Source organism: Aquimarina sp. Aq78 (genome assembly GCF_900299525.1).
Classification (GTDB): domain Bacteria; phylum Bacteroidota; class Bacteroidia; order Flavobacteriales; family Flavobacteriaceae; genus Aquimarina.
The window spans coordinates 497,189-520,592 of record NZ_OMKA01000029.1; the positions used below are offsets into that span (position 1 = coordinate 497,189).

The 23,404-nt window shown below is 33.9% G+C and carries 3 protein-coding genes; all 3 read right to left on the bottom strand.

Translation table 11 applies throughout. From position 1 onward, the window contains the following. Positions 1-39: 39 nt before the first annotated feature. A complete protein-coding gene (locus tag DG435_RS21695) occupies positions 40-7,368 on the bottom strand; it encodes a non-ribosomal peptide synthetase (RefSeq protein WP_106795022.1) in 7,329 nt (2,442 codons plus the stop codon). A 151-nt stretch (positions 7,369-7,519) separates the two neighbouring features. Then, complete coding sequence (locus tag DG435_RS21700; RefSeq protein ID WP_159098269.1) at positions 7,520-15,373, bottom strand: non-ribosomal peptide synthetase; 7,854 nt, start codon at positions 15,371-15,373, stop codon at positions 7,520-7,522. A 40-nt stretch (positions 15,374-15,413) separates the two neighbouring features. Further along, positions 15,414-23,399 carry a non-ribosomal peptide synthetase gene (locus DG435_RS21705; protein ID WP_106793798.1) on the bottom strand — a complete coding sequence of 2,662 codons (7,986 nt, stop codon included), beginning with the start codon at positions 23,397-23,399 and terminating at the stop codon, positions 15,414-15,416. Between the last annotated feature and the right edge of the window lie 5 nt (positions 23,400-23,404).

Consider the following 23,404-nt stretch of genomic DNA (forward strand, 5'->3'; position numbering starts at 1 on the left):
TACACAACACCTGTGTTCGGATGTAATATTTTGAAGATTTTATCCCAAAGAAGGTTCATCGGCAAGTATCTGCTGATGTATCTTTAAGTTTTCATTGAGATTTTGACTTATTTCAATGACATGTGGAAGTGATAATATTTCGGTATGACCTGCTTTTATTGGGTATACTTTTACTTCTTTATTAGTATACTCCTGCCAACCAAAATCTTTTGCCTGTAATACTTTCTCAAAAATTTCTTTGTCTGTACCTCTAAGTGTTGTGGGATCAACATCTAATTTGTCTTTACTTCTAAACAATAAAACCTGAGTATTTAACTTAACATTAGTTTGGGGATAGTAACTAAATGTACAGTTATTAATATAAACCTGAACCCGTCCTTTCATTTTTGTTTCAAATGGAGACTTCAGCTTCTCTATTAATTTATACACCACTCCTATCTTTTTATCGTCCGATACATTTTGGAATAAAGAAGGAATTAAGTTGATATTTACGCCAAATTCCAGATTAATAAAACGAACTATCTCGAATAATAGTGTTTCAATGTCTTCTTCAGGTATCAGAACAGAAGTCAAAGGGTGGTTAATTACTGCCGCATCAAAAATTAACAGTTCACTAACTTCATAACCTCTATTATGGAGTTGTAATGCCATCTCAAGCGCTACTTTACCTCCAAAAGAATATCCTCCTATACAATACGGTCCATAAGGGTTTACTTTTTGCATTTCTGTTATAAAAAGAGAGGCTATTTGCTCTACAGTTTTCAGGGTAGGAGTTATTCCATCTATTCCCGGACATTGAAAAGCATAAAAAGGTTGTTCTTCACCTAATAAATCTGCCAGATTGTAGAAAGGTATAGCTGTACCCACTCCGGAAGGAGCACAAAATATAGGTTTTTTATATCCTTCTTTATTAAAGCCTATAAGAATCTTATCTGAATCATTGTCTATTGATGGCAATTTATCACTTAATGCTGCTATCGTAGGACACTCGAATACATCTCGAATACTTAATGTTGTATTGTATACATTATTCATTTGAACTACTAATTTCATAGCTAGTAAGGAATGCCCTCCCAAGCTAAAAAAATTGTTATGTATTCCTACCTTATCTACCTCTAATATGTTTTGCCATATTTCTACAAACTGTTTCTCAATTTTGTTTCTAGGTGCAACATATGTTATTCTGGAAGTCTTTAACAACTCTATATCCGGTAATGAGTTTTTATCAACCTTTCCATTATTTGTCAAAGGCATTTCATCCAGTTTCATCCACAATCGCGGGATCATATATTCTGGTAATCTGGATTGTAAATTATTCTGTAAAGCTTCGTTATTAAACTTTTTTTCCGTGACCACATATGCTATCAATTGGTTATCACCTCCTGCTCCTTCTTTGGTTATTACACAGCAGTCCACAATTTCAGGTATTTGAGATAGTACTGTTTCTATTTCTCCAAGTTCTATGCGATATCCCCGAACTTTTACCTGATGATCTTTTCTTCCTATGAAATCAATAGTACCATCTGGCAACCACTTTGCCAAATCCCCTGTTTTATATAGTTTTTCTCCTTTTATAAATGGGTGATCTATAAATTTCTGACTTGTTAGATCTTCTTGCTTCAAATATCCTCTGGCCAGCCCGGGTCCGCTGATACACAATTCTCCAACAACACCAATCGGCACTAATTGCTCCTGGGGTCCCAGAATATAGATCCTTGCATCCGAAAAAGGTTTACCTATTGGTATATTGCTGTATTGTCTATGAATATTTACTTCATGAAGTAGTTTTCCGATAGTAGTTTCCGTTGGTCCGTAATGATTAATTATTTTTAAGTCTTTTCCGGTTTTCTTTATCTTCTGAATTACTTCAACATTCAGAATGCTCCCTCCAAAAATAATCCCTTGTTCTGGTAATAATACTCCATTATTAGTTTCTAAAGAAAGCCAGTGAGAGGGAACTATTTTTATAAAATCGATTGAGTTGTTTTCAAAATATGATTGAAGTGCTACCGGATTTTTTAGTTCGTCTTTTGTGAATGTATGTAAAGTCCCTCCTGTTAGTAAAGAACCAAACAAAACAGTATTTCCTAAATCTGCCGCTGTTGTAGACATTAATCCATAATGATATGAATCTTTTATCCCAAGTTTTTTGATCAGTCCATGAAAATAATCTAATATACTTTTATGTTCTATCATTACTCCTTTAGGTCTTCCAGTTGATCCAGAGGTATAGATTACGTATGCTAAATCGTTTAAGGATATCAAATTATTTAATGATTCAATAGATTTACTACTGATAATTTCCTGATCCCTATCTAATGCAACGAGGTCTATATTTCTAATACTTTCTAGAAGTTGGATATTGGTCTCAGCACATAAAATCAATTTTATCTCTGCATCTTCAATAATATAGCTTATTCGATCCATTGGAAATTCAGAATCAATTGGGACATATGCCCCCCCAGCTTTAAGCACTGCCATAATTGCTGTAATCATTTCAGGAGATCGATCCAGACATACTCCTACCAATGTATCTTTGGTTATTCCTTTATCACCTAATAGATGAGCTAATTGATTAGATTTTTCTCTTAACTCTCTGTATGTTATTTCTTTTCCTTCAAAAACAACTGCTACGGCTTTTTCATTTTTCAAACACTGCTCTTCAAACAAATCCACGATAGTTTTATCTGAAGAGAAATTAGTTTTATCAGAATTAAACACTTCTAACAACTGATTTTTTTCACCTTCGGTTAACAGAGGGATTATATCTATTGATGTTTCAGGGCTTTTAGATATATTAGTTAATATTTCCTGATAATGACAAATCATTTTACGAGTAGTTTCTTCCTTAAAAAGATCTGTTGCATATTCTACCCATAGGGACAATCCTTCTTCATTATCCTCTGCGGTAATTTTAATATCAAATTTGGAAGTAGTATTAGTATAATGGTACGGCGCCAAACTTAATCCATCGAGTTCAATTTTTTTCTCTTCGGTAATGTTTTGTAAAACAAACATTACCTGAAACAATGGATTAACACTCATATCTCGTGTATCAACAACACGATCAACTATTTTTTCAAAAGGAACTAACTGATGATCATAAGCTTCTAATGTTGTGTTTTTTACTTCTTTAAGAAATTCTAAAAAAGTTGGATTTCCTTCTAAATTACTACGCAATACCAATGTATTTATAAAAAAACCAATGATCCCTTCTAATTCTTCCTGTGTTCTATTGGCCACTGGTGTACCTATACAAATATCTGATTGACCGCTATATCGATAAAGCAAAACTTTAAAAGCTGCTATCAAAACCATAAATAAGGTAGCTCCTTCTTGTTTACAAATTACTTCTAAAGCTGCTCTTGTATCTTTATCCAGCTCAAAAGAAAAACCAGCGCCAGTACCACTCTTTTGGGCTGGCTTTTCATAATCAGAAGGCAGAATTAAAGGAGACGTTTTTTCTAATTTTCTCTCCCAATATGATAATTGTTCTTTCAGTATTTTCCCTTCTAAATACTTACGTTGCCATATGGCATAATCCTTATATTGTAGTGAAAGCCCTTTTAGTTTTGAAGTTCGTTTTTCTAATTTTGAGGTATATAATTCTGTTAATTCGTTAATCAAAATTCCTTCAGACCATCCATCACTGGAAATATGATGAAAAACAATCGCTAAAACATATTCTTGTTCTCCAAGTTTAAATGCACACGCCCTACACATATAATCCTTGGATAAATCAAAAGGTCTTTCCACAAATATGGAAAGTAAATTTTCTAGTTTTACGGAAGATGATATAGGAATTGTATTCATCCACCAATCTTCTGAGGATAAAATTTCCTGATATCCAACCCCCTCATCAGATTTTATGATCGTTCGTAATGACTCGTGTCTTTTAACTATTTCTTTTAAAGAAGCTTCTAAGATAGATATATCCAATGTTCCTTTAATTCGTAAGATAATAGGCACATGATATTCTAAACTACCTTGTAACTGATCCAAAAACCATAAACGTTCTTGGCTAAATGACAAAGGAATTTTTCCTTCAACATCCTGCTTAACCAATGATGGTAGCTCAACTCCCGTAGATCTCGTATCCAAATAGTTTTTTAACTCTGAAATTGTAGGATATATAAAAACATCTTTGATAGCAATCTCAATTTTCATGGTTTTGCGAAGTGCTGATACTAATCGGGTTGCTAGCAAAGAATGACCTCCAAGGTCAAAAAAGTTATCATAAACACCCACTTTTGAAATGCCTAATAAATCCTTCCATATGATCGCCAATTTTTCCTCTATTAAGTTACGGGGAGCTACATAATCTACTATTAAATCGGATAAATCAGGATTCGGTAATGCTTTTGTATTAATCTTACCATTATTAGTCAATGGTATTGCATCTAATTCCTGCCATACCTGAGGGACCATATACCCAGGTAATTTTGACCGTAGATAATCCTGTATAAGCTCCTTACTAATTGGTTCGTTATAAACTACGTATCCTATTAATCGTTTGTTCTGGTCATGGTCTTCTTTGACAATTACTACAGATTGACTAATTTCCGGGATCTCTTGTATTACATTATTTATTTCTCCAAGTTCGATACGGTATCCCCTAATCTTAACCTGATTATCTTTTCTTCCTAAAAACTCGATATTCCCGTCAGGTAACCATTTTACCAAATCTCCGGTACGATACATTCTTTCTCCCTCTATTATCGGGTTTGGGATAAACTTTTCATTTGTTAAACTTTCTTGATGTAAATAACCTTTTGCTAATCCTATTCCTCCCAAACACAATTCTCCTACAACTCCTACGGGTTGTAAAAAGGATAAGGATTCATCAAAGATGTATGCTTGACAATCATTCACAGGTTTTCCTATCGGAAGATCTTTACTAAATTCTTCTTCAATAGAATATGTTGTTGAAAAAGTAGTATTCTCTGTGGGGCCATACCCATTTGTTATTTTTATATTCGGATAATGAGACAACAACTTATTGGTATACTTAAAAATAACTTTATCACCTCCAACAATAAGGTATTTGATTTCTTCGAAAACAGCTATATCCTCTTCTACGGTTTGATGAAACCAGGAAGCTGTCATCCATAAGGTGTTTACGCTCTCTTTTATAATTACATTTTTCAAGCGTTGACAATCCAATAAGGTATCTCTATCCATAAGAACCAATGTTCCTCCATTAAGTAATGTCCCCCAAAACTCAATAGTAGTAGCATCAAAAGAAATAGATCCGGTCGATAACCATTTGGTCTGAAAACCCAACGGTACATAATCACAGGATTTTGCCAGACTCACAATACTTTTATGTGCTATCATTGTTCCTTTAGGTTTTCCTGTAGAACCCGACGTATACATAACATACACAAGATGATTTGGATCTATTGCTATTTTTGGAAACTCACTATCTTTTCCCTTTTTGTTATATGCATCCAGAAAATCTTCATCTATTATCACTTTACAATTGGTATCACTCTCAATAAAAGAAATCCTTTCTTCCGGATAATTGGAATCTATAGGTACATATGCTGCACCTGTTTTCAGAATTGCTACTAAGGCACATAGCAACACTTCACTTCGCTCCAGTTTTACTCCAATTAAATCTCCGGGTTTTATCTCATAGCCGGATAACAAATGATTAGCAAGATTGTCTGATTCGTCATCTAGTTCCTGATAAGTAAGTTGCTTGTCTTTAAATTTTATTGCTATCTGATCAGGTGATTTTTGCACCTGTTCTTCAAATGCATCCAACACTGTTTTATCTTGTACATAATCTATCTTATCAGGATTAAACACATGTAGTATTTCATCTTTTTCTTTTTCTGTAAGAATGTCGAATTCTGATATTTTGTTAATGGAAGGGTTTACTATTTGCTGTAATAAATATTCAAAATGATTATGGATCATTTTAATGGTAGCATCCTCAAGTAATGAAGCATTGTAGTTAAAATTAATTTCTAACCCTTCGCTTAGGTTTACTGTAATGTTCAATAGATAATTTGCCAATTCTTTAACCTCTGAATTATCAACTTCTAATATGCTTTCTCTTTCGGAGAGTGTTTTCGATACAGGATAATTTTCGAACACCAAAATACTATCGAATAAATCTCCTTGAACATTGCTGATTTTCTGTATTTTAGATAAACTTGTATATTGATGTTCTCTTCCTGCTGCATGGCCAGATTGTAATTCTAAAAGCCAATCCGAGATCAACATATCATTTTCTACAGTAGTACATAGTGGTAGTGTATTGATATATAATCCCACCTTGTGTTCAGAATTTTCCAATTCTGCAGGACGTCCGGATACCGTTACTCCATATACTACCGTATTATTATTTGTGTATTTTGACAACAAAAGGGCCCAAACTCCCTGTAATATGGTATTGACCGTTAATCGTTTGTCTTGAGCATAATTCCTTAGTTTATCCGTAAAATTATCATCCAAGGTCAATGAAACATCTTTGAAGTTTCCAATTGCCTTATTCCTGGATACTCCTGCTTCTGAAAAAGGTAATAATCCCGGGGTTTCCAGGTTCTTAAGATATTCTTTCCAAAATCTCTCTTCCTCAACGGTATCTTTCTTTGCTATATATTTTATATAATCTTCATATAAATCTTTCTTTTGCTCAGGTGGATTACTCCCCTGAAAAATAGTTTCATATGCATTAAGAAGTTCCTCCAGAAGGATAGGCATTGACCACCCATCAAACAAGATATGATGATTTGTAAAAATCATTTTACTGGATACTTTTCCTGTTTTAATAAGTGTTACTCTCATCAAAGGAGCCTGGGTAAAAGAAAAACCTCTTGTACTATCTAATTCTATAAAAGCGTTTATTTTTTCGTCCAACTCTGTAGGGGAATACATGCTATAATCCAACTCTGTGAAGGGTATTACTACCTTATCATAAACACGTTGCACCGGAACGCTTAGTTCTTTGTAGAAAAAAGCACTTCTCAATATGCTGTGGTTGTCTATAATGTGATTCCAGGCAGATTTTAAAATTTCGGTGTCCACTCCCTTTGGAAAATCCATGGTTAATTGCACTATATATGCTTTGGCATCCTCATCGTATAGACTATGAAACAACATCCCTTCCTGAAGAGGGCTGAGTTTATAAATTGAATCTCTAACCTTTTGAGATTCTGAGTTTTTATTTTCTGTTCTCAAAAATTCGATTAAACCTTCTTTATTCTCTTTTAGAAAACTTATGATATTAAGAGGGTCTTTTTTCAGATCATATGGTTTTACATCTGACTTGTTTTTATATTTTTTTAATGACAAATTTCCTTTCTCTTCCTTTAAAAACAAGCCATAGATAGCTAACTGATCTATAAAGTTTTTCATTTTTTAATACGTTTAAATTTCTTTATGATGGGGTAAAACCCACATTAACATTGTGCAGTAGAGAATTCTAACCTGTAGTTCCAAGCAGGTATCGCAGATTAAATACAGTAATAAAATTTATTGTTTAGAATTACCGTGGATGTAATTCTTTTTAAATTTTTAAGAGTTCTTCGGAGTCCGAATCTTCATTTAAAAAAGCATCTAATTCCTGATAATTTACTTCCTCTCCCAATCCGTAATCTGAAGGCGTAAAATCTCTAGCTTCCTTGGACACACAATGATGAATCAAAGCTGTTAAATTAGATTTATATTCGTCGGAAAGTTTTTTTATCGTATCCTGATTATATTCATTTTCGGAATAAAACCAAGTCAACACCAGAGATCCATCATTTATAGATCCGCTAACTTCAAGTTTATTACAAAACGCTACCTGATCTCCTACATCATTTCCCGAAAATTCTCCAGCCAGACCAATTATAGAATCTTCTTTCATAATATTATCGAATTGCCCCAGGTAATTAAATGTAATATCCCAATGCGTTCCTGATAATGCATCTCTAACCGCAGTGTCCGGATGCAAATATTTTAATGCTCCATATCCTAATCCTTTATTCGGGATACTACGTAACTCTTCTTTTACAGATTTAATAACGTCACCCAATGAAAAATTAGACTGTAGTGATAAGCTGATTGGGTATAAACTGGTAAACCACCCAACTGTATTACTTGTATCTATATCTCTTGCTATATCTTCACGACCATGGCCTTCGAGACCTACTACAACATTTTCAAAACCTGACCATTTACTAATGGTCAATGCCAGACAACTTAATAATATGTCATTTATTTCTGTTCCGTAGGCTTGATTTACATCCTGTAATAGCGAAGTTGTTAGTTCTTTATCAAGTATCATATGACACTCACTCACTGTCCCCCATTTTTTAAGACCTTTATCAGAATAATCTACAGTTAGCGTTTTATAAGAGTTTATAATGGAAGACCAGTATTCCTGTTGAGAGAAAAACGCTTTGTTTACAGCATATTCTTTTATGCTATTTACCCATTGACGATATGAACTACTTTTTACACCTAAATCAACCTTCGTTTCTCTTTGTAATGAGTTCAGGATAAGATTTATATCATTTATCAAAATACGCCAGGAAACCCCATCAATCAATAAGTGATGTGCTACTATAAATAAACGATTGTCACTTTCTTCCTCTGGTGTTTTAAATACTATTATTTTAAAAACTTCTCCTCGTTCGATCGATAAACTGCGTTGGTAAAATTTACATACGGTTGTTATCGATTCTGTAAGGTTACCCGTAGGAATCAAACTAAGATCTTCAACTATTAATGTACTTACATTTTTGCTATATGTTTGTTTCCATTCTTCTCCTTCTTTATGGTAGGTAGAACGAAGCGCATCATGATGCTCCACTAATGTTTGTACCATTTCTTCGAGATATGAGATTTTCATACTCTTATCAATAGAAAGTAATAATGTCTGATTATAGTTAGCGTCTTCCAGCTCAGAATAAGAATTGTTAAAATACCATTGCTGGATTGGCAACAAATCACTCTCTCCTGTCAATATTCCCTGTTCTCCGACAACCAAAGATGATCCTTGTTGTATAGCTTCTGCTAATTCTGAAATTGTCTGGTACTTAAACAGATCTCTTGGCTGCATTACCAACCCTTCATGTTTGGCTCGACTTACTACCTGAATAGTAATGATTGAATCTCCTCCTAGTTCAAAGAAATTATCATGTATCCCAACCTGTTTTATTCCTAATACATCCTGCCATATTACAGATAAGCTTTCTTCTATTTCATTTTGTGGTGCTACGTAATCCTTGACTATATCAGACATATCAGGATCTGGCAAAGCCTTTTTATCTATTTTACCATTATTGGTCAACGGAATCGTTTCTAATGCTACCCATAATCTTGGCACCATATATTCTGGTAATTTAGAAAGGAGAAGGTTCTGAAGCTCTTCTTTGTCTATCGTGTCGTTACTTACCACATATCCTACCAAACGTTTGTTGCTGTGTGTATCTTCTTTGGTCAACACTACACTTTGTATAATATCAGGTATTTCTTCTAATACATTTTCTATTTCTCCCAGCTCTATACGATACCCCCGAATCTTAACCTGGTCATCTTTTCTTCCTATAAACTCTATATTCCCATCTGGTAACCATCTGGCTAAATCTCCGGTTTTATACATCAGCCCTTCCTGAAAAGGATTTTTTACAAACTTATCCTGGGTTAGCTCTTTTTGATTTAAGTATCCTCTGGCCAGCCCTGATCCGGAAATACATAATTCTCCGGTTACTCCTATTGGTAATAATTCTTCACTGGTTCCCAAAATGTAAACTGATGTGTTAGAAACAGGTTTACCAATAGGGATTGCATTAGATTGATTTTCTGACACTTCGCAAAAAGTGGTAACCACAGTGTTCTCAGTAGGACCATAATTATTATAAATCTTTAATGATGTAGGTTTGGTTAATTTAAGCGTATCTCCTCCTGTAAGAATCTTTACCTGATCAAGATACACCTGCTCTTCTACTAAATTATGGCAAATTTGAGATGGGATATATATATGTGAAATCTCATTTACTTCTATAAAGTTTGTCAACCAGGAAATATCATATCGAGTTTCGTCTTCGTATATTGGATAAAGCGATCCTCCACCTAAGATATATGGGTAAATCTCCCAAACTGAAGCATCAAACCCTACTCCTGAAAACAATGCTCCTCTACTTTGATCCGTAACCTCATATGTTTGTTGATGCCATAGACAGAGGTTAATCAAGCTTTTATGTTCGACCATGACACCTTTAGGTTTCCCGGTAGATCCTGAAGTATAGATAACATATGCCAGATGATTTGCTTGTATATCTATATCCGGAAGAGTATCATCATAATTTTCTTTATCTCCCTGGTATTGATCCAATAAATCCTGATCTATTATAGTCCCGCTATTGCTATCTTCCTTGATATAGGATATCCTTTCCTGAGGATAATTGGGATCTATTGGCACGTAGGCACATCCTGTTTTTAGAACTGCCAGTATTGAAATAATCAACCATTCGCTTCGGTCTAATTTGATGCCAATCAGATCTTCCTTACCCAATGTATAATTCGATAACAAGTAATGAGCTAATTGATTAGAATGTCTATCTAATTCGGTATACGTCATTTCCTCTCCCTTAAAAACGATAGCTGTATGTTCGGGAGTCTTAGCCACCTGATCTAAAAATAATTGAACAACCGTTCTTTTACTATTGTAATCTGTTTGGGTAGCATTAAAATTAACTAGCAACTGTTCCTTCTCTGCTTCGGTCAATATTGTTACATCAGCAATATGTTCTTTAGGTCTTATTACAATATTTTTTAGTAATTCTTCAAAGTGAACCATCATACGATAAATGGTTTCTTCTTTAAATAAATCTGTACAATATTCTATCTCTAATGATATTCCGGATTTTATATCTTCTGCTGTCATTGATATATCAAATCTGGAAGTTGTATGTTCAGAAGTATAGGAGGATAAAGTAATTCCATTTAACTCAGAATTTTCCTCTTCCGGAGTATTTTGTAATGCAAAGAATACCTGAAACAACGGACTCGTACTCATATCGCGTACATCTACTACACGATCTACAACTTTTTCAAAGGGAACCAATTGATGTTCATAAGCATCTAAGGTTGTCGATTTTACAACATTAAGTAAATCAACAAATGTTGGATTTCCTTCTAAATTACTCCTGATTGCCAGTGTATTTACAAAAAAACCTATTAAATTTTCCAGTTCCGTTTGTGTCCTGTTTGCAATAGGCGTACCTACACATATATCTTGTTGGCCGCTATATTTATACAACAGCACTTTAAATGCTGTCAATAAAAGCATAAATAAAGTGACTCCTTCCTCCTTACACGTATTCATCAATACATCTCGTAGTTCTTTATCCAGTTCGAATGATAACACTGCTCCTGAAGTACTTTGTATTTGAGGTCTTGAATAATCCGTGGGTAAGACCAGAGGAGATACATCTGTCAGTTGGTTTTCCCAATAAGACAGTTCAACATCCATAAGTTGTCCTTCGATATACTTACGTTGCCACAAGGCGTAATCAACATATTGTATAGGTAAATTTACTAATGACGGTTCTCTTTTTTCTTGTTGAGATTGATATAATTCTACAAATTCATTAATAAAAATACCATCTGACCAGCCATCACTGGAAATATGATGAAAAATCGTAGCTAGCACATATTTTCCTTCTCCCAGTTCACATAAACATGTCCTAAGCATATAATCTGACGATAAGTCAAATGGTCGAGAAGTGTAATCAGTTACTACTTTATCTAATTCTGAAGGGTCGGATATCGTAATTCTATCCATTTTCCATTCATCTGGGGGCAAAATTTCCTGATACGCAACTCCTTCATCTGATTTAATTACAGTTCTTAAAACCTCATGACGAGAAAGAATAGTTTTCAAAGACATCTCCACAGCAGAAATATCCAAATCTCCTTTTAAACCTACAATTACAGGAATATGATAAGCAATACTTTCTTTTAATTGATCTACAAACCACAATCTCTCCTGACTGAATGATAAAGGAATACGATTTGTTCTTTCCTGAGGTGTCACTGAAGGCAATAACTTACCTTTTGATTTTCCCTGGATATGTTCTCCCAGCTCCGCAATAGTAGGATATACGAAAACATCTTTGATCGCAATTTCTATATCTAATGCTTTTCGAGTTGCTGATACCATACGGGTAGCTAGCAATGAATGCCCACCTAATTCGAAAAAGTTATCAAAAATTCCTATTTGATTGATGGATAAAATATGTTTCCAGATATCCACTAACTTTTCTTCAATATCATTTCTAGCAGGAACATACTCTTGCAATGATAATTCTGAGGTTTCTGGTTCCGGTAAAACTTTTCGATTTATTTTTCCATTAGGAGTTAAAGGCATATCCCCTAATTCTACCCATAAAACAGGAACCATATAATCTGGCAGGTTGGATTTTAAATACCTCACAATTCGTTGTTTATCAAAATCTTCTTTTGGCACTACATAACCGATTAAGTTATTTATACCTCTGCTATCCTTTCTTGCCAATACACAACAGCTTTTTATAGTATTTTCTTTTGATAAAACACTCTCTATCTCACCTAGTTCAATGCGATGACCTCTAACCTTTACCTGATCATCAATTCTTCCCAGATATTCTAAGCTTCCATCAGGCAACCAACAAGCCAAGTCTCCTGTTTTATATACTTTTTCTCCTTTTACAAATGGGTTATTGATAAAGCTTTTTTTCGTTTTTCTCTGATCATTAAGATATCCTCTTCCTACTCCGACTCCTGAAACCCATAATTCACCCTGAACCCCCAAAGGGCATAGATTATTAAACTTGTCCACAACATATAGTTGCATATTTGACATAGGTTTACCAATAGAAACGTTTATCACATCAGGAGCCTCATACATAAAATGAGTACTTACATCATCAGATGCTTCTGTAGGACCATATGCATTTGCTACAGGAATATTAGGATATTTACTAAACCAGTCAGCTAAAAGGGAGGCAGATACAGCTTCACCGGTAACAATAAAATATTTTAGCTGATTTAAAATGTTATTCGAATCGATTTCTAATAGTGATGACACATAAGAAGGTACTATCTGAAGGATATTCACCCCTTCTTTATGTATTGATCCTAATAGTAATGCAGGATCTCTGACATATTCCTCTTTATACACAATAATACGTCCTCCCATCATTAAACTACTAAAAATCTGCCATACAGATATATCGAAAGTAAAGGGAGCAGTAAAGGCCACCACACTATTTGATGTAATCTCTAATCCGTCAATTTTTGCATATAAATGGTTGAGCATCCCTTTATGTTCTACCATAGCGCCTTTTGGTTTACCTGTACTACCTGATGTGTAAATCACATAAGATAAAGCCGTAGGAGAAATAGGTATCGATAAAGGACTTACAGGATATTCCGAAAGCAAATCTTTATTGGCATCCAAAACAAATATATTTCGCTCCCAGATTAAAGGAATAACAGATTCGCTTTTTATATCTGTAATAATAATAGTGCTTTTTATCTCATTTAGGATATAATTGATACGTGATTCCGGATAATCGGGTTTCATTGGTACATAAGCACCCCCAGCTTTAAACACCCCCAAAATAGCGATAATCATATCCAAAGAACGATCTAAACAGATACCGACCAAAACATCTTCTTCAACACCTTGAGATCTTAGGTAGTGCGCAAGCTGATTGGAGCGTTCTTCTAATTCTATATATGTTACTATTTCTTCTTCGTAAACAACAGCAATCTCATTAGGAATACTTTTTACTTTTTCCTCAAAAATATCAACTACCGTCTTGTCTAATGGATAACCAACAGCCGTATCGTTAAAATCAAATAACAATTGGTGCTTTTCTTCTTTGGTTAAAATATCAATTTCTGAAACGGTACTTGCTGTTGTATTTATAATTTGGTTTAGCACTGTATTAAAATGCCCTTGAATCATTTTTACAGTAGCATCTGGCAACAGAGATCTATTATAACAAAACTTTATCTCGAACTCTTTTCCCTGTCCGGCTTCTATAGTTAACAAATAATTTGTTTGTTCTTTACCTGTAATCTCTCCAGCTTGTAACGTTCCTCCTTCCTGAAAAGCATCGGAAACAGGATAATTTTCAAATACAATAATACTATCAAACAAGTCTCCTTTAACCCCGCTCAAGCTTTGAATTTTGGACAAGCTTGTATATTGATGTTCTCTACAGGTAGCATGAGTGGATTGCAGTTCTAATAACCAATCTGTTATCAAAGCTTTTTCGTCTATTCTAGTATATAATGGCAAGGTATTAATATATAGCCCTATCCGTTGTTCCGAATTCTCCAGCTCTTCTGGCCGTCCCGATACTGTTACTCCCAATACAACATCCTGATTTGCCGTATACTTAGACAAAAGTAAAGACCAAACTCCCTGGATTAATGTGTTTACAGTGATACGGTTTTTTTGTGCATACTTTTTTAGATTTTCAGTAAAATTAAAATCCAACAGAGATACTATTTCTTTAAATTCACCTACAGCTTTGTTTCTGGATAATCCTGCTTTTGAAAAAGGCAATAAACAAGGTGTTTCTATATTCTTTAGGTAATCAGACCAAAATTTTTCTTCTCCTTGAACATCTTTCCTTGCAATGTATTTTATATAATCTTCGTACAGATCTTCTTTTTTTGCCGGAGGTGTTTCTCCTTTTACAAAAGCTTCATATCCCTCTATTAGCTCGGCCATCATAATAGGTGTAGACCAACCATCACTTATAATATGATGATTGGTTATAATCATTTTATAAGAAATTTCACCTGTTTTTATAAAAGCCACCCGAATCAAAGGAGGTTCACTAAATGAAAATCCCAGCTGACGGTCTGCTTCTAAAAAAGAAATTATTTGTTCTTCTAGTTTTGATCCCGAATACATACTATAGTCCAACTCTACAAAAGGCATATCAACTGTTTTATGAACTTGTTGGACTGGGATACTTAGTTCTTCATGCAAGAATCCACTTCTGAGAATACTATGATTTGACAAAACATATTGCCAGGATAATTTTAAAGCTTCTATCCGAACTCCTTCAGGAAAATCTATGGATAACTGAACTATATATGCTTTTGAACCTTCATCATATAATCCATGAAATAATATTCCTTCCTGTAACGGACTTAGTTTATAAACTAATGGCGTTAACGATTGCTCAGATAGGTATCTAATTAAATTTCCTTTGTTTGTATTAATAAAGTCAATAATCTCTTTATTATTCTTTATTTTGGTAATCTCATCTTCCTCTAATTTCCCTTTACGTCCTCTTAGTATTAACTTCCCATCTTTGTTCACCAAAAACAGATTAAGGTTTTCTAATTTTTTTATAAAAAATTCCATTATGTTTTTTTTAGTACCGACTCTTTTGATTGATTTTAATTTAAAATTCCAAGATGTCATCTCCCTCTAGCTCTGCTTCTTTGGAAGCCTTAGCAAAAAGATCCAATTCTTCATATCCTATTTCCTTCCCTAAACCGTAATCAGAAGGAGTAACTACTCTTTCTTCTTTAGTTTTACAATGAAGAATTATCTTTTTAAGATTTGACAAATAATTATCCGCCAACGTTTCTATTGTGGTTGGGTTATACTCTAAAGCAGAATAACTCCATCCTAGTATTAGCTTACCACTCTGGATAGAGCCGTTTACTTCTAATTTGTTATCAAATTCCATTTGATCTCCTACATCATTCCCAACATTTTCTGAGGACATCATAAACCAGGAATCCTGATCTACAATATTGTCGAATTGTCCTAAATAGTTGAATATAATATCCCAATGATCCCCAGACAGGGCATTTCTTACCTCATCTTCCGGATGTAAGTATTTCAAAGCTCCATATCCAATCCCTTTATCAGGGATGTTACGTAGTTCTTCTTTTACTGATTTTATTACATTTTCAAGAGGTTCTCCCGGAATTGCGGGTAAGCTTACAGGGTATAAATTGGTAAACCATCCAATAGTATTAGCCACATCAATATCTTTTGATATATTTTCACGACCATGACCTTCTAAACCAATTACAATCTTATCATAGCCCGACCAATTACTAATTGTCATTGCTAAACAACTCAATAAGATATCATTTATCTCTGTTCCGTACGTCTGATTAACCTCTTTCAGCAATGTCTCTGTCAAAACTTCATCTAACGTGATGGCATAATTATTTACATCTCTCCCATTCTTTTCTCCAATAAATTCTTTATCTACCGGCAAGGCTTTATAAAACGATATAATAGTATCCCAATAAGATTTTTGGGTAAAAAATGCTTTATTGGTCGTATATTCCCTTAGATGTTTACTCCATTGACGATACGAACTGGTTTTCTCTCCCAGTTGTACTTTTTTATGGTTTATTAAAGAAGGGATAATATGATCCAAATCGTTCAATAAAATTCGCCAGGAAACTCCATCTATTACCATATGATGTGCTACCATAAACAGACGATTTTTTTCTTCTGATTCTGGTGTTTTAATCAGTACCATTTTAAAAACCTCTCCTTTTTCAATAGATATACTATGCTGATAGGATTGGCATATCTCAGCAAGAGCATCTGGTATTTCTTCTATCGTTTTGGTACTGATATCTTCAATGTATACTTTACCGTTTCCTCTTCCATATATTTGGTACCATACATCATTTTCTTTATAGTATTCAAAACGGAGTGCATCATGATGTTCTATCAATAAATTTGTCGCCCCTACTATAAACTCCTCTTCTACTGATTTGTCCACAAGCAATAACATAGACTGATTAAAATGAATATTCCTGGAGTAACTAGTGTCAAGGTACCATTGTTGAATAGGCAATAAATCACTTCTTCCTGTTAACTTCCCCTGTTCACCAATAACCGACTTAGTTCTGGTTCTAATAAAACTTGATAATTCGGCAATTGTCTGATACTTGAACACATCTTTTGATTGTACCGAATACCCCAAACGCCTGGCTCTTCCTATAACCTGGATAGTTAAAATTGAATCGCCTCCTAATTCGAAGAAATTATCTGACACCCCTATCTTTTCAATACCCAACAGATCCCGCCATATTTCACATAGATTTTCTTCTATGGCATTCTGCGGTGCTATATAATTTTCTTTAGATAGTACTATGTCATTTACCTCTGGCAATGCCTTTTTATCTAATTTTCCGTTTGGTGTTACCGGTAAAGCATCCAATTCTATCCACAACTTAGGAATCATATAATCGGGTAATCTCAATTGTAATTGATCCTGTATGTGGGTTTTGTCAAAAACATCTTTACATACAACATATCCTACCAATCTATTGTTCGCATTGATATCTTTACTTGCCAATACAACAGATTGATCTATCTCCGGTTGTTCTTGCAATACGCTTTCTATTTCACCAAGTTCAATACGGTATCCACGAATCTTAACCTGGTCATCTTTTCTACCAACATACTCTACATTGCCATCAGGTAACCATTTTGCCAAATCGCCTGTTTTATACATTCGTTCTCCATTTACAAATGGGTTGGGTACAAATTTTTCATTTGTAAGGTCTTCTTTATTCAGATACCCTCTAGCTAACCCTGTTCCAGACACACATAATTCTCCTATAACTCCTAATGGGAGTAACTCATGTGCTGACCCCAAGATGTAAACAGATGTATTGGAAATTGGTATTCCTATAGGAACTGAGCTTGTGATATTTCCTTTGTACGTTGTTGCACAAATACTTGTTTCAGTGGGACCATACGCATTTACATATGTTCCATATTCTGAAAAAGACTTTGCTTTTTCCAGAGGTGCCTGCTCTCCTGCTGTGATCAAGGTTTTTACATTTTTTATCTGGCTACAATCCACTAACTTTAAGTAAGCTGGTGGTATGGTTGCAAAAGAAATTTTGTGTTCCTCAATATATTGTTCAAAACGTTTTACTTCGGATTTTGTGTCTTCGCTTATTACGAATAATGTAGCTCCTCCCAAGAGAGATAATAATATCTCCCATATAGAAGCATCAAAAGATTGATTCGAAAACTGCAAGCAATTATCTGTTACAGAAATTCCAAAATTATCCAGTTGTGATAATATGGTATTTGCAATTCCCTGATGCTCAATCATTACTCCCTTAGGTTTACCTGTGGATCCCGATGTATATATTACATAGGCTAGATTAGTTGCAGTGATATTAACCTTTGGCAACGTTATATCATAGTTTTCCCTATTCTCCCGAAATTCTTTTAGCAATCCTTCATTTATAGCAACCGCACAATTACTATCTTTCTCTATATAATGAATTCGTTCTTCAGGATAATTAGGGTCTATCGGTACATATGCAGCCCCTGATTTTATAATTGCCAAAAAGGATATCACTAACCATTCACTTCGAGGGAGTTTTACACTTACTAAATTTTCTATCTCTAAAGAATTATTTAATAAAAGGTAGTGCGCTAATCGATTGGACTCTTCATCCAGTTCTTTATAAGTAATCCGTGTGCCCTCAGAAACTAATGCCAGACTTTCCGGAGAGTCTTTAACTTTTTCTGTAAATAACTCTACTAATGTTTTATTTTTAGGGTATGGAAAACTAGTAGCATTAAAAGATTTTAGTAATTGACCTTTCTCTATTTCCTGAAGTAAATATGTGCTATCAAAAACTTGGTTTGTTTCATCCAAATAACAATTCAGGAATTGATCAATATACTTATATACATCATCTATCGAATGACCTGATTTTAATTCTCTAGCTTGAGTTATTCCAACTTGTAATCTGTTAAATGTTAGACTTACGTTAAAATCCAAAAATGTATTGGTACGTTCAAAATCATCTTCAATATTGAGTTTTTCATTTGCTTCATGATCAAGAAGAGTTTTATCTTTTATTTGATTAAATACATGAAAATCAACAAAATTGAAAAGAATATCAAAATACGGGTTGTTATAATGTATTTCATCAGTTAGCTTGGAAATTCCTATGAGAGATAATCGATCTTTACCTTTTAAATCTTTTAGTTTTTGATCTATTTGCTTAATATATTCAGTCCAGCTAAGGATTCTTGAAGTTAAATCAAATCTAAATGGAATTGTATTTAAAAAACATCCTAATAATTTTTCTCCATCATTCACCATTGGCCTTCTATTAGTTACCATCCCAACGATCATGTCCTTCTCTCCGGATAGCATGCTAAGTACATATACATATGCTCCGAAAAACAAAGCTTTAGGAGAAACATTATCCTTCTCACATTTTGTTAATAACTTATCCTTGAAATCATCTTCATAATTTCTGGTTTGCATTTCTACTTTAGATGCTTCTGTAAAAATATCTAGTATTCTATAATCCTCTAATTCCTGTTTCCAGTACTTTTTATTCTCCACATCATTCTGCTCTACCATATCAGAAATCATACTATCTCTCATACCACATTGTAATTTTGGCGGAGTGTAAGATGAATCTTCTTTTAATTTCTCGTACAGATTAAATAGTTCTACTTTTAATGTCTTTTCACTCCATCCATCCAATATGGCATGATGAAATTGTATGACAAAGACCATCTCTGAATCACTTACTTTGAAAATATTGATTCGCCATAAAGGTGCTTTATCAATTTGAAAAGGATGTAGCTCACGTTCGGTTTTCAAGAATTTTTCAATGTATATTTCTTTTTCTGAAGTGTTTTTATATGAAATATCATCATAACCAATTGAGTTATTTACTTCTTTGTATATTATCTGAACAGGTTCTGTGAAATTATAAAAATCAAATCCTGTTCTTAATGTTTCGTGTTTCGCCGCCAAAAGATCTAAAGACCTCTGCATCAATTGAACATCAACCAATGGTACCTGATCTGCAAACTGATCATGGTATATACCAAAATCACCAGATTCGACCCCATTTTGAGAAGTAATGAGCATTCCTTTTTGAATATCACTCATAGGATATACTGATGCTATACTTTGTGGGTTCGGGTGGATATTTTTTACTTGTTCCTGTAACTCTTCTAATGTCTTTTCTATCTCAACTATTAGTTTGTTTTTGCTTTCGGATAATCCACAAGTGCCTAATAATTTGGATAAACCTTTGATAGTAGGATTAGCATAGAACTGGGCTATTTTTATGTCAATTTTAAATTTCTTATTTACTTCGCTCATCAAGCGGATCATAGTAATGGAATCTCCTCCAACTCTAAAATAATCATCGGTAATTCCAATAGTATCCAGATCTAAGTGATTTTTCCAGATTTCTACCAGAATTCCTTGTTTTTCATTCTCCGGAGCGATGTATTCATTTCGTACAAAAGCATTTTCTGGTGGTTCCGGAAGTGATTTCCTATTGACTTTCCCGTTAGAAGTTAATGGAAAAGATTCTAATGATACATACAACTGAGGTACCATATATTCAGGAAGTTTTCCTTTTAACTCTTCTATAATTTCTGCACTATCAATTTCTTCTTCAAATACGATATAGGCAACTAGTCTTTTATTACCATTCTTATCTGCTTTTGCTAAGACCACTGATTGTTTTACTACAGCTAATTTTTCGATTTGCGCTTCTATCTCTCCTAACTCTATGCGATACCCCCTGATTTTTACCTGCGTATCAATTCTCCCTAAATATTCTAATTCTCCGGTAACCAGTCTTCTAACTAAATCTCCCGATCTATAACAAGGAATTGTATTTAAGTTATCTATGTTTAATGGTGTAAATCTTTCTTCTGTTAGTTCCGGTCGGTTAAGATATCCTCTTGCTACTCCTGCGCCCAAAACATATAATTCTCCTGCAACTCCTTTTGGTACTATTTGTTTACCCTCATTTAATACCACACACCCCAATGTAGGTATTGCTGTACCTATGTTACTTATGTTTGCTTCAATTTCTTGTATGGTGATCTCCTTATAGGTCACATGAACGGTAGTTTCTGTGATACCATACATATTAATGATTTTACAATCCGGGTAAATTGAATTCCACTCTTTTAGCATTGAAGGGCTTAACGCTTCTCCTCCAAAAATTAAATATCGAACTGATGATTTTATTTTTTCTTTTAAAGCTTCTTCCTGAAATACCTTGAATGCTGATGGTGTTTGATTTAAAACAGTTATTCCTTCTTTTTCAACAAACTTTGAAAACAATACCATATCTCTGGTATGAGATTTTGGTACTATTACCAGTTTTCCACCATATAATAAAGCACCATACATTTCCCATACCGAAAAGTCAAAACTAAATGAATGAAACATGCTCCAAACATCCTGATCATTAAAATCGAAAAGCCCTTTCTCATTAAAGAATAAACGAACTACATTACGATGTTCTAATAGAACTCCTTTGGGTTTTCCTGTGGTTCCAGACGTATATATCACATAAATCAAATACTCTGGATGAATTATTATTCCGGTATTGGTTCTTTTATAATCGTTATATGAGAGTTTGTCTAGAAGAATTGGTTTAATACTATTTTTATCTTCCAAAAGAGATATCTGTGAGGATTGGATAAGTATTATTTTTGCTTGTGTATCTTCTAAAATAAAATCGACCCTACTCTTTGGTATTGATGGATCTAGCGGTACATAAGCACCCCCAGCTTTCATGATTGCAATCAGTCCAATGATCATATCTAATGATCGTTCCATACATATCGGAACCAACTCTTCTTTCTGGACTCCATTAGCTACCAAACAATTAGCCAGTTGATTAGATTTTTCGTCTAATTCTTTATACGTAAGCTTTTCATTTTCAAAGACTACCGCTACTGCATCTGGGTTTTTCAATGCTTGATTTTCAAATAAACTTACTATAGTTTGGTCTGATGGGTAATCTATTGATGTTGTTGAAAGTAAATTTAATTGTTCTTCCTTTTCTGTCTCGGTTATCATTGACAAGTTGCCAATTTTTGCTTTTGGGTTTCGAACGATATTTTTTAATAGTTCTTCATAATGAATTACCATACGTTGTATCGTCTCTTTTTTAAACAAATCCGTACAATATTCTACATATAGCGAAAATCCTGATTCAGTTTCTTCTATAGTAAACGTAAGATCAAATTTGGCCGTAGTATTATTTTGTTCATAGTTAGACAATGTTAATCCATCCAATTTTATTTCTGTTTCTGAATGGATGTTTTGTAAAACGAACATTACCTGAAACAAAGGTGTAGTACTCATATCACGGCTATCAACCACCTGATCTACTACTTTTTCAAAAGGAACCAACTGATGATCATAAGCCTCTAATGTGGTTTTCTTCACTTCTTGCAATAAATCATTGAAATCAAGTTCACAGTCAATTGTAGTTCTCAAAGCGAGTGAATTGACAAAAAAGCCTATTAATTCTTCGAGTTCTGCCTGTGTTCTGTTGGCTATTGGTGTTCCTACACAAATATCTTCTTGATGACTATATCGGGACAGTATTATTTTAAAAGCAGATAATAACATCATAAAAGATGTCACTTGTTGCTCTTTGCAGAGTTTTGATATCCTATCGGTTAATTCAATATCCAGCTCGTATAAAAATCCGGATCCCGACTTACTTTTAATTAATGGTCGTGGATAATCAGTTGGTAGCAGTAATGGAGATATTCCGGAAAGTTGATTCTTCCAATATGCTAATTCTCCATCAAGAATTTCGCCTTGTATATATTTCCTTTGCCATAATGCATAATCAATATATTGAAGGGGTAAATCATTCAACGCGGGGCTTCGTTTTTCTTTTTGTGCAGTATATAATTCTACAAATTCATTGATCAGAATAGCATCAGACCATCCATCACTGGAAATATGATGAAAAACTACTGTAAGAATATGTTCATCTTTACTTAGCTCATACAAACTAGCTCTCATCATATAGTCTTTCGACAAATCGAAAGGTTGATCGATAAAGTTTTTCAACTCTTCATCCAGTATAGAAGATGAAGTCATTTTTATAACATCCATGCTCCAATTATCCGGAGATAAGAGTTCCTGACTTCCTTTACCTTCTTCTGATTGAATTACTGTTCGTAATACTTCATGTCTGGACAATACTTCTTTTAAAGAACTTTTCAGAACTATAATATCCAGATCTCCTTGCAATTGTAGAACAACAGGAATATGATATGCAATACTCCCTTCTAACTTATCTATAAACCATAATCGTTCCTGACTAAACGACAATGGAAATTTATTTATGACTGTACGGTCAAATGGAGTAATTGCACTCTCCAAAAGACTACCTTTCTTTTGTACTGGATTTTGATGTTTTTCAAGATAGGATATAATATCTTGTTTATGTTTTTTTATTTCTTCAATTAATATCGGTTCAATACGCTCTTGTTTAGACTTTATGGATAAAGAACCTTTATCTAGTTTTACTTTAATTCCTTCTTTATGTAATTTTTTTAAAAGGTCTAGAATCTTTTTACTCATTACGA

Coding starts and splice junctions, on each gene's coding strand:
- DG435_RS21695 (WP_106795022.1), bottom strand. CDS start 7,368: ATGAAAAACTTTATAGATCAGTTAGCTATCTATGGCTTGTTTTTAAAG.
- DG435_RS21700 (WP_159098269.1), bottom strand. CDS start 15,373: ATGGAATTTTTTATAAAAAAATTAGAAAACCTTAATCTGTTTTTGGTG.
- DG435_RS21705 (WP_106793798.1), bottom strand. CDS start 23,399: ATGAGTAAAAAGATTCTAGACCTTTTAAAAAAATTACATAAAGAAGGA.